12 protein-coding genes and 1 pseudogene are annotated in these 10,831 nt (G+C 39.3%); 3 read left to right on the top strand and 10 right to left on the bottom strand.

Features of this window, described 5'->3' with window-relative positions:
- Nucleotides 1-262 (bottom strand): annotated as a pseudogene (locus ACTHJT_RS14470) (hypothetical protein); the annotation flags it as partial.
- Nucleotides 263-335: 73 nt separating this feature from the next.
- On the opposite strand from ACTHJT_RS14470, the gene ACTHJT_RS14465 reads away from it, so the two are divergent.
- Nucleotides 336-1,907, top strand: coding sequence for a hypothetical protein (locus ACTHJT_RS14465; RefSeq protein ID WP_440239442.1), 1,572 nt, complete (start codon nucleotides 336-338; stop codon nucleotides 1,905-1,907).
- 210 nt (nucleotides 1,908-2,117) lie between these two features.
- Here the strand turns inward: ACTHJT_RS14465 and ACTHJT_RS14460 are convergent, their stop codons facing one another.
- From ACTHJT_RS14460 to ACTHJT_RS14440, 5 genes are all read right to left on the bottom strand, one after another.
- Entirely contained in the window at nucleotides 2,118-2,783 is a 666-nt protein-coding gene (locus tag ACTHJT_RS14460; RefSeq protein ID WP_440239440.1) for an MgtC/SapB family protein, read from the bottom strand.
- On the bottom strand, nucleotides 2,784-3,299 hold the full coding sequence (locus ACTHJT_RS14455; protein WP_440239438.1) for a hypothetical protein: 516 nt from the start codon (nucleotides 3,297-3,299) through the stop codon (nucleotides 2,784-2,786). It lies immediately after the preceding gene.
- Nucleotides 3,300-4,667 (bottom strand): DNA repair protein RadA, encoded by a 1,368-nt coding sequence (gene radA / locus ACTHJT_RS14450; RefSeq protein ID WP_440239436.1) that lies wholly within the window; start codon nucleotides 4,665-4,667, stop codon nucleotides 3,300-3,302.
- A 75-nt stretch (nucleotides 4,668-4,742) separates the two neighbouring features.
- Nucleotides 4,743-5,561: a DUF2490 domain-containing protein gene (locus tag ACTHJT_RS14445; RefSeq protein WP_440239434.1), complete on the bottom strand. Its 819-nt coding sequence runs from the start codon at nucleotides 5,559-5,561 to the stop codon at nucleotides 4,743-4,745.
- Nucleotides 5,562-5,685: 124 nt separating this feature from the next.
- Nucleotides 5,686-6,381, bottom strand: a complete 696-nt coding sequence (locus tag ACTHJT_RS14440; RefSeq protein ID WP_440239432.1) for a type 1 glutamine amidotransferase — start codon at nucleotides 6,379-6,381, stop codon at nucleotides 5,686-5,688.
- Nucleotides 6,382-6,600: 219 nt separating this feature from the next.
- Here ACTHJT_RS14440 and ACTHJT_RS14435 point away from each other — a divergent pair, with 219 nt between their 5' ends.
- Nucleotides 6,601-7,110, top strand: a complete 510-nt coding sequence (locus ACTHJT_RS14435) for a hypothetical protein (protein WP_440239430.1) — start codon at nucleotides 6,601-6,603, stop codon at nucleotides 7,108-7,110.
- Between the two features lies 1 nt (nucleotide 7,111).
- Here the strand turns inward: ACTHJT_RS14435 and ACTHJT_RS14430 are convergent, their stop codons facing one another.
- The 4 genes from ACTHJT_RS14430 to ACTHJT_RS14415 all read right to left on the bottom strand — a co-directional run bounded on the left by ACTHJT_RS14430 (nucleotide 7,112) and on the right by ACTHJT_RS14415 (nucleotide 10,283).
- The gene (locus ACTHJT_RS14430) at nucleotides 7,112-7,870 is read right to left on the bottom strand and encodes a tetratricopeptide repeat protein (RefSeq protein ID WP_440239428.1); all 759 of its coding nucleotides are present in this window, start codon (nucleotides 7,868-7,870) and stop codon (nucleotides 7,112-7,114) included.
- Nucleotides 7,867-8,643, bottom strand: coding sequence for an SDR family NAD(P)-dependent oxidoreductase (locus ACTHJT_RS14425; RefSeq protein WP_440239427.1), 777 nt, complete (start codon nucleotides 8,641-8,643; stop codon nucleotides 7,867-7,869). The genes ACTHJT_RS14430 and ACTHJT_RS14425 overlap by 4 nt, the downstream gene beginning before the upstream one ends.
- Before the next feature lie 10 nt (nucleotides 8,644-8,653).
- A complete protein-coding gene (locus ACTHJT_RS14420) occupies nucleotides 8,654-9,481 on the bottom strand; it encodes a phytanoyl-CoA dioxygenase family protein (RefSeq protein ID WP_440239426.1) in 828 nt (275 codons plus the stop codon).
- Nucleotides 9,482-9,935: 454 nt separating this feature from the next.
- Nucleotides 9,936-10,283, bottom strand: a complete 348-nt coding sequence (locus ACTHJT_RS14415) for a winged helix-turn-helix transcriptional regulator (RefSeq protein ID WP_440239425.1) — start codon at nucleotides 10,281-10,283, stop codon at nucleotides 9,936-9,938.
- A gap of 89 nt (nucleotides 10,284-10,372) precedes the next feature.
- Here ACTHJT_RS14415 and ACTHJT_RS14410 point away from each other — a divergent pair, with 89 nt between their 5' ends.
- Nucleotides 10,373-10,741 carry a DoxX family protein gene (locus ACTHJT_RS14410; RefSeq protein WP_440239423.1) on the top strand — a complete coding sequence of 123 codons (369 nt, stop codon included), beginning with the start codon at nucleotides 10,373-10,375 and terminating at the stop codon, nucleotides 10,739-10,741.
- The last annotated feature ends 90 nt before the right edge of the window (nucleotides 10,742-10,831 follow it).

The following is a 10,831-nucleotide window of genomic DNA, read 5'->3' as shown; positions in this document are numbered from 1 at the left end:
AATTTTCATGCGTGACACCTGCACCTGCTTCAATGCTGAATGCAGAGCCAAACATGTGTTCATAGTATAAAGGATAATCACCGATCAAAAAGCTAAACGGGTTGACAGATATTTTATTTTTTACACCGTAGGATGAGCCTTTTTTTGGTTGATAGGAATCATAAACTCTTATCTGGCCTGAATGATCGCTGGGGACCGTCTGGCTGAAGCATTGAAAACCAACAGTCATAAAAAATATCAATAATATGATTAATCTTTTCATTGCTAATAATTAAACTGGATATTTGTCAAATATAATTATAATCCCACGACTATTTATGAAGCACTTTTGCATTTTGTTGATTTTAGTTTTAAGTCATTTGGCCAACATCGTTTCTGCCCAGGATGTGGAATTAAAATGGGGCAATGACGTTAAGAAAAGTAAGTCGGGTGATCCTTCAGATGTATTGGGTAAAGACGAGACAGGTTTTTACATTCTTAAGACAAACCGGGATGTTTATATAGAAAAGTTTGATGTAAACATGAATCTGCTCTGGACCAAAAAAATTCAGATTTATTTAACCAAAACTGCTGAAACTGTTTTCGAGAATATCCTCATCACGAAAAACAAAATCATTGTTTTCACGAGTTATTATGATTCAAAAGCAAACACAAAACAATTATTCGCGACGCATATCTCTAAGGATGGAGTAATTGATTCCAAACTTTATGAAGTGAATATCTTCGACAATCTTTCATCCAGGCACTCGGTTTCATATGATGTGCGGCTTTCTAAAAAGATCAACTCCATTCTTATTTTTTCAAATTTCCGGGAGAAGTATAATGAGAAAGAAGTGTTTCATTATAAGGTTATAGATGAAAACTTTGTGGAAAAAAGCCATGCCTTTATCGAGCTTCCTTATAAAGGTTCAAACACATCTATTATGGACTATATCATTGATAATGCAGGCAACATCCATCTTGTCTACAGTGTTAACCTTAAAAAAGAAGAGGTGAACAACAGATCCAACGATGATAAAATTGATTTCAATTATTATGTCATGTCGTATTATCCTTCAACAAAAGAATATAAAGAATATGATTTGCGGATTGGTAATTACCTGATCACGGGCATCTCCATTCTGATTGATAATGATTCAAGGTTCATGTATGTACCTGGTTTTTATTCTGAAAAGAAAATCAATGCATTAAGAGGAACCTTCATTTCTAAAATTGATCTGATGAACCGCCAGGTTGTTTACTCCAGGCAGCAGGTCTTTGATGATGCCTTTCTGGCAGTTGTGTATGATAAACCGCTGGACGATGATAACAAAAAAGACGACAAGGCGAATAAAAAAGCGAAAGGCAAAGAACAGCTTTATGATTACGATATCAAAGAGCTGTTCGTGAACGAGGCAGAGGAAGTCATGATGGTTAGTGAACAATACTATGTACATGTTGTTACTACTACTACAACATCAGCCAATGGCGTAACAACAACCCGCACTACTTATTACTATCATTATAACAATGTTATGGTTTCAAAATTTGGTTCAACGGGTGATCGTCAATGGTGCTCCAATATTCCCAAATACCAGGTGACCACAAATGATGGCGGGTTCTTCTCATCCATTGGTGTGTTTGCTCACCAGGATAAGGTCTACATTATTTACAATGATAACCCGAAGAACGGAACAGGCATTGCTGCCAGACAATACAGAACCATGAGTCCTCAGAAATCTCAGCTGGCAATGGTTACCGTTGATGGAGACGGCACATTGAAAAAGCGTGTATTAATGCACGCGCCGGATCACGGGAAAGGAATCGCTACACGACCAAAGTTTTCTTATCAGATCTCAACTGATGAGGTGATTCTTGTCGGATATTTATATGGAGCGTATAAACTTGGTAAGATTGATTTGAAGTAGTTCATGCCGCTATCAATAAAGTATGACCCCAGCGGGGTCACATGTTTATAACATATAGTAAACCAAAAAAACACAAGCACGCACAACACCTTCGGTGTTGTGCGTAAAATTGATTATATATTTTTGCTATAAACATGCGACCCCGCTGGGGTCGGTATAAAGAACAGGCTTATTGATATAATCCTTTAGAATCAGAAAAATAATAGTTTGTTACACTTCAAATGATTCCACCATTTCTGAAGCATACAAAGTCTTCATGAAGTTGTTGTGAAACTTTACCGGACCTTCTACTTCAATCACCAGATAAATCAATCCTTTGCGCTTGCCCTGGTTGATTACCTTCGGACTTAATTTAAAGGATTTGATCAATTGTTTTATTGTCTGAATATTTTCAACATTGTTGGTCATATGTATGCGATAGATCTTCTCCCTGTTGGTACGGTCAATATATCTCTGCAACCAGGAAAAGGATAATAGAATAATCAGGATGAAAACCACTGAGATGATTGAAATGGCAAACAGACCGAAACCTACCATCATGCCAATTGCGGCAGCCGCCCAGATAACGGCTGCTGTCGTGATTCCGCGAATCGTGCCGGTTTCCCGGTAAATAACACCTGCGCCTAAAAAACCAATACCTGTTACAACCGTTGACGCAATACGCGTAGGATCACCTTCACCCATCAATGCAACAGAAACAAGTGTAAATAAGGTCGAACCCAACGTAATCAGGATGATTGTTCTGAAACCTGCTACCTTACTTTTATATTCACGCTCTGCACCTATCAAAGCACCGAGGCATATTGATAAACCCAACTTGATCAATGGCTCTTCAATGCTCTGTAGTTCCTTTATTATTTCAGTCAGTATATCCATTTATTTTTCTTCTAATTTTTTAATGATCTTTTTTGCCCTGCTTTTGAAACTTGGTGTTGCATAAGGCAATTGATCCTCAATAATAATTTTAAGTTCCTGCTTCAATTCCGGGTAATGCACCACGATGTTATACGCCGTGCTCATACCAAATGCTTTTACAGCGCTTTCTGTTTTTGAATCCATCAGCAGTTTAAACAACTGATCGATGAGCACGCCCTGCAATTCCTCGGGAACCTCCATGGTCTGCAGCATCCGTAAACTATTTCTACGCACGCTTCCATGAATAGGTTTTTCAAGGCAGGCAATCAATTCGGGAATATACGTGTCAAACCATTGTGGTTTGAGTTCATGTGCCTTGCTTGCAGACCACGATGCACGCTGTGCCTGCAACTTTTCCCTGCCGAAAAAAGCTTTCATCAGCTGCTTCAGGTTTGCCTTGGATTCAACCGCCCAATGGCTGATTCTGTTTGCCTGCACCAGACTATGTTCTTTCTCCAGTTCTTCTTTCAGATTCATTTAGCTCTGCAAAATATTATCAAAAACTTCTCCCAAACGGGCAACTTCATGCAAGCGGATTTTAAACCGTTTCTGATCCAGCCCTTTCATGTTGTATTTGGAAATAAAAATATGTCTGAAGCCCAGTTTTTCCGCTTCGGAAATACGTTGTTCAATTCTGTTCACCGCACGGATCTCGCCGCCCAGGCCTACTTCACCTGCGAAGCAGATATCCGGTGGAATAATGGCATCGTGAAAGGAAGAAACCAGACTTACACAAACGGCCATGTCCAGCGCCGGGTCTTCTACCTTCAAACCACCGGCAATATTAAGGAATACATCCTGCGCACCAAAACGCATGCCGCCGCGTTTCTCTAACACAGCAAGCAGCATATTCAAACGCTTGGAATCAAAACCTGTACTGCTGCGTTGCGGGGTACCATACGTAGCAGCGCTTACCAACGACTGTATTTCAATCAGCAAGGGCCTGTTACCTTCCAGTGTTGCGCCAATGGCAATACCACTGATAGCTTCGTCGCGTTGCGATAATAATATCTCAGACGGGTTGGTGACTTCGCGTAAGCCTTCGCCCGACATTTCATAAATTCCCAATTCAGATGTTGAACCGAAACGGTTTTTTGTTGTGCGCAAAATACGGTACGACAAATGCCGGTCGCCTTCAAATTGCAACACGGTATCAACCATATGCTCCAGCACCTTGGGACCGGCCAGGGTTCCTTCTTTCGTAATATGACCAATAAGGAAAACCGGCGTACCGCTTTCCTTAGCATACTTTAACAACTCTGCTGTACATTCACGCACCTGTGAGATGCTACCGGCCGCAGATTCTATAAATGCCGAGTGCAGTGTCTGTATTGAATCGATGATCAATACCTCAGGCTGCAAAGCTTCAATCTGTTTGAATATATTTTGTGTGGATGTTTCTGTAAGAATAAAACATGCTTCTGAAGGCACTTCAATGCGGTCTGCACGCATTTTGATCTGCTGCTCGCTCTCTTCGCCCGAAACATATAATACTTTTACCGCAGAAAGCTTCAATGCCACCTGCAGCATCAGTGTTGACTTGCCAATGCCTGGTTCACCGCCAATCAATACAATAGAGCCCGGTACAATGCCGCCGCCGAGTACGCGATTCAGTTCGCTGTCGGGCGTGATGATGCGCTGCTCTTGGTTATAAGTGATCTCCTTCAGGTGGCGCGGCTTTTGCGCAACCTTCGTTGAACTGCTGTTCCAGGATGTTTTATCTTCTTTCTGAATAATTTCTTCTACATAGGTATTCCACTCGCCGCAGGACGGACAGCGGCCTACCCATTTGGGTGATTGCGCGCCACAACTCTGACAGAAATAGGAAGATTTTACTTTAGCCATATATTTGTATTAAGTAATATACAAAATACGAAGACTATCAGAGAAATGAAAAAATGATTCTCAACGAAATAAATATTACTCAATCGGTTTTAACACTTCCCGCTTAAAAGCCTTAAACGGATTCTCCCAGATCACATCCATGGCAAGGTAACTAACGCTTTCGGCTTGTGCCTGTCCGATGAGGTTATTCATATAACCAATGCTGTAGGTGAAGGAAGTATTTTTAGGATTGATGGAGTAATACAAACAAAAACGCGCCTCTTTATAACTCAGCGCCGACCATTGATTCTCCGGTACGGTTGTTTGTGTGGTTGAAAATAATGCTTCGGCACTTGCCGTGAAACGGTGTACCTTATCACGGTCCAGTGTTACTGCAGCCTGCAGACGGAAACGCGAACGCAATTGATATCTGTCATTTTCCTGATTAAAATCAGGATCAAAAAAAGATCTGAATTCCTGACGGAATGTAGCCGTAAGTTTTACGTTATGCATCTTTAATTCATACATGTAACGCCCATATATACGTATTTCCTGCTTATGTGCAGGCGAAATATTGCTGAATGATTTTTCATCGCCGTACTCATCCTGATTGCGATAACTCAATGCAAGCGAATAACGCCAGTGTTTGTGAAACTTATGATAGAACTCCTGGTTCAATACAAAGATATCCTGGTATTTAAATGGATTGTTTGTGTGCGGGCCACTGATCCTGCCTAAGCCCGCATAGCTGAATGATTGAATTTTATGTGCTGAGTCAAGCGATTGTCTTACGCCAAATGCAACCCAGGCAGCCGTATTTGTTTCTCCCATACCAGGCGGACTGATCTGGGCCGATGCCGGTGTTATATAAACTAAACACAAAGCAATAAGTACAATAACCGCTTTTGTCTGCATGAATGTATCTGATTTTCTATAGACTAAAATAAATGTTCATTCCGGAAAGATTTAGGAACATTGCAAAAAAATAAAGGAGGATCATTCGTTCCTCCTTTGCTTGTATCTTCAGATAAATGCTCTGTTAAACAGCAGGCTGTGAAAGCTTGTTTAAAAGCTGAAACATCCACTGGTTTGCTTTTACAATATTATCGTCTTTGTAAAATGTTTCTTCTTTGTGAATATACGGCCCTTCGATCAATTCATCTTTACAGAATTCGCTGATTGTTTTGATTGACTCGTTTGTCATTTCCATATGAAACTGAAGTGCCAGTACATTGTCTCCATATGAAAACGCCTGGTTGGCGCAGGCTTCAGAAGAAAGTAAATGCGCGGCACCTTTTGGTAAATCAAATGTTTCGCCATGCCAGTGAAACACATCCATGGAATCGGGAAGATCTGTAAGCAGCTTGCTTTCTTTTCCTCCGGCTGTTTTTGTAACAGGCATCCAGCCGATTTCTCTGTACGTATTCTTATACACTTTCGCACCAAGTACTTCAGCGATCAATTGAGCGCCTAAACAAACACCGATTACTTTTTTCCCGCGTTCAATTGCTTTCTGGATCAATATTTTTTCCTGTGCCAGCCATGGATATTGTTTTTCGTCATGCACGCTCATAGGGCCGCCCATAACAATGAGTGTATCAAAAAGATCTATAAAAGGTAATCTTGCGTCTTCGTAAAAACGTGTTGCTGTAACTTTATTACTAGGGCGTTTAACCCAGTCTTCCATGCAAGCCAGCCCCTCAAAAGGAACATGTTGAAAATAATGAATATTCATCCGGATGAAATTGTAAATGGATTAATTTCAAAAATACACTTTAATGCCTTATTATTCAAATTTTGAGATTAAAGTATAAGATATACAAACATTCTGAAGGAAATCTTGAGTGTTAATTTTTGACAAATCAGAGCTTAGTTTTACTCTCTAACTTTTAATAGATGAGAGAATCATCTATATGACTATGTAATTTTTATATCTTTAACCAAAATAAATTAAATGCAACGATCAAAATTTATTTCCGGTAGCACAGGCTTTAGCCGATATTTAATGTATGTCTATTTAGCAGGAATGACATTTTTGCTATTGTTGGCTGGTTTATTAATTAATCTTGCTGATCTGGGCTATGATTATGTTTACACGAATTACTTAAGCAATATATTTATTCTTTTTTTTGTTATTTTCTTTGCGGGAACTTTTTTGCTATCCCTTTTTTTAGTTTCAACAAAAAATTACTCTTTTGAGTTTACATCCGATGCTATAATAGTAAAAAGTTATGTGTTTGTTCGAATAAAGAGATACATCTATCAAGACCTGGAATGTATTTATATCAACACAAAATACATGACACGCAATGGCGGTGGAAATATATCCATTGACATTCAATATAAATTAAAACAAACTTCTACTAATTATTTTTTTGAAGTGAATAATTTTGGTAAAGACGAATTGAAAGCCTTTATTTTTGAATTAAAAAATCGATCAATAACTTATGCTATTAAAGATTAATTTATTCTGATAAATTTTTCAGATGTGTAGCAATTGCCGTAAGTCTTTTGTAATCGCTTGATACAAGCACCGGACAGGTTTTGGCTCTGTTGAAGGCTGCAATGGCCTGGTTTTTCTTATCCCAGTAGGTATACAAAACACCTAGTTCGTACCAATGCCGCATGATGTTTGGTGTGAGTGCAACTGCTTTACCAAAGGCCTTTTCAGAATCTTCATAAGTGCCGTCCGGAATTTTACCAATGAATGTTAAGGCCAGTTGCTTTTCGAACCAGCTGATGTGACCGATCTCCCGGTAAAAAGAACCGAAGATGGAGTAAGCCACGTCGTCCCTCGGGTTTAACGTAACAGCGCGTGTCAGCTCAGCTTTGATCTGGTTACATAGTTTCACTTTCGTTCTGCTGCCTTCATACATGGCAGTGTTGCCAAGGGCCGCAGCCAGCCAGGTATGTCCGTTTGAATTTGTTTCTTCCAGTTGAATGCAGCGCTTTGCCGCCTTCACGGCATTCCTGAAATTGGTTTCTTTTTCAGACACCGGTGCATTATCACCATAGCAAACATATGCACGTGCTATTTTCCATTGTGCTTCTGCCTTGGATGAATCCAGGTTATACCAGGCAATGGCATCTTTGTAACGCATGAGATTAAAATAAGAATCGCCTTTTACAATGCTTTGACTTGATGTGTTGAATATATAAGAACTTAATACGTTCACTATTAATAATCCTGCAACCAGGATGATAATCAGATTTTGTATTCTCATTTTTTATAAAGATCGTTTGCAATTTTTTCTGTAATATATTTGGGAGCCCATGCTGTAAAAACAACAATGACTTTATTCAGCAAGCCCGGAATAATCTCTGCCTTGCCTTTGTACATGCCGCGCAAGCCAATCTCTGCTACTTCATTGGCAGTCATGCTGAAGGTGTCTGATTTTTTCTGTATGGCGGCACTCATGCCTGCACGTGATACGAAATCTGTTGATGTAGGTCCCGGGCATAAACAACTGACTGAAACGCCCGAGTCCTTTAGTTCGAGCCGCAGCCCTCTTGTGAAAAGGAGTACAAAAGATTTGCTGGCTGCATATAAACTTAAGGTTGGTACTGCCTGGTAAGCAGCCGTACTGGCTACATTCAATATATAGGCCTGTTTTTGTTTCTTCAGTTCAGGCAGCAAGGCATGTGTCAGCTGTACAAGTGTTAACAGATTCACCTGCAACATTTCATGATGGCTTTCAATCGTGCGTGCATCAAATTTCCCCCACAATCCGTAGCCGGCATTATTCACCAATACATCTATTGAATAATTATGTTGAGTCAGCCATGCCAATACCTGAGGGGCAGCATCGGCGCGGGCAAGATCAAGCACCAGGTAGTCAGCGCGGACATTATACTTTTGGGTAATGTGTAATTGTAATTCTTTCAGGGCTTCTTCAGAACGGGAAATCAACAGCAGGTTCTTGCCCTTGGCGGCAAGCTGCTCTGCTATTGATCTGCCTATTCCTTTACTTGCCCCTGTTACGAGTGCATATGTCATTGAATGCTATTTAACGTACAAACTTTGAAAGTCTCTGGTACAGCTGTGTAGAGCTGTTCTCATCTTTCGGCTGGTATTCACCGCCAATGAAAGGAATGTACATAACCCTTCTTCTGCTGGCTTCACCTGTGATTGGTGAGCGCTCTACACGATGCCAGGATCTTCCGTCGTGTACGGTTAAATCACCGGCTGTAATGTTAAAACCAATTTCATCCGGATCCGGTTTATGGCTCACATAATATTTCTTCTTGAATAAAAGATCAAAAAGATCCTGCTTATGTGTACCCGGAATAATTCTCAATCCACCGTTTTTAGGATCATAATCATCCAGGTGAATACCGACATTCAACATAGGTGCTATTTTTTTACCATAAAAAATATCACGCAGACAGTCGGTGTGCCAGCCCATTTGTGTGAACTTGCTGGTATCGCTGTTGATGTAATGATTCACCACCAAACCATCTTTTTCAAATTCACCAATCCGTTCATCAGTCGTTTGCAGCAATGGATATAGTGCCTTCAGGCGCGGATCTTTCAGCAGTTCATGCAGCACAGCACTGAATAAAGATGCAAACGCAAAGCGTTGCACAATTTTTTTACCATTCAGGTCAACGCCGTATTTAATTGGCACACCGTTTACTTTTTCTCTGTTCTCTGAGATCCATCGTTCCTGCACATCCTCCAATGCTTTTATAATTACCGGAACGGTTTCTTTATTCAGAAAATTTTTGAAATGGATATAGCCGTAGGTTTCAAAAAATTCCAACTGCTCTGCTGTTAGTTTTTCACCAAGCGTAAATACCGGCTCTTTTATTGTTATGTTTTTTAGTGCTACCATTTTAAACAAGAATTTAGATTGTAAAACATGGAACAGTTTGTTGCTGACTGTTCATTTATGTAAGACACTTTTATTTTTTAACTAAGCATGTCTTTTAAAAAGGAGTTAGAAATGTTTTTTGGCTTTGAATGTTTTAAATGAAACTTATTTAATATACAATCTATATAGATTTAGTATAGATTAAAACAAAAATATAGGGTTAAACTTGAAATGTCAAGTATTATTTCAAAATTTTATTGTACATATAGGAAAATTATCATTATTAAACAGAATATAAATTTGTTATAGGCAAAAAAATGAAATATAATACTGAAAATTGATTTTAGCTAGCATCCGAAAAGCCTTCTGAAAGTCCTAAAAAAAAGCCTTTTTAATATATAATCTACATTACGCAATGTAAAATTAACGCTAAAGGTTTTCACACAAAGCGTTAAGCTTTGAGCCTTAAGCTTACTTACTTCTTCAATATTTTTTTTCTGTGCTGGATACCCCAATCATACAAGGCCTTGATCACATCATCCAATGTGTCTGCATAAGGCTGAACGGTATACTCTACCAATACCGGTGAATCATCGTACACCGTACGTTTGATCAGTTCATGCTCTTCCAGGTCTTTTAATTCCTTTGCCAGTACTTTAGAAGAAATATTGGGAATGCTGCGCTGAATTTCTCTAAACCGGTGATTTCCTGTATTGATGGAAATAATGATCTGCAATTTCCACTTGCCGCTTACTACATCCAATGCATCACGAACGGCCATTAATGACGAACTGCATTCCTTATGACTGTGTTTTACTACCATATCTGTACTGCTTACTTTTGGGTAACTGGTAACTTTTGGTAATCAAATTTACTTAAATTGCATCATCAATCAAAAAAAATAAATCTATTATGAAAAAGGACAAAATTATTTACTGGGTAGCTACAGGCATCGTTACTGCTATGATGCTAATGAGCGGAGTGATGTACTTTGCTAATCCGGAAGTTGCGGCAGGATTTGTAAAACTGGGTTTTCCGGATTATTTCAGAGTAGAACTGGGTGCCGCTAAGCTTATTGGCGCAGTTGTACTGATTGTTCCGCAAATTCCAACACGAGTAAAAGAGTGGGCATATGCAGGTTTCGGTATTAACTTTATTTCTGCTATTATAACACACTTCGCAATCAACGACCCAAAAGGCACACCGATGATTTTCTTTTTACTGATTGCTTTAGTTGTATCAAACATCTACTTGCATAAAATAAGAAAAGCGGGAGTGTAATAAGACACCAATGTGGTTTAGAATATTAGATTATAAACAGTCTTCCTTTCTTAACTAGATTGCGCTTTCTTTTTCTTTATTGTTCTTTTG

The organism is Cytophaga sp. (genome assembly GCF_051961495.1).
In the GTDB taxonomy this organism is placed as follows: Bacteria; Bacteroidota; Bacteroidia; order Cytophagales; family Cytophagaceae; genus Cytophaga.
This window is presented reverse-complemented; position numbering and strand designations above follow the sequence as displayed.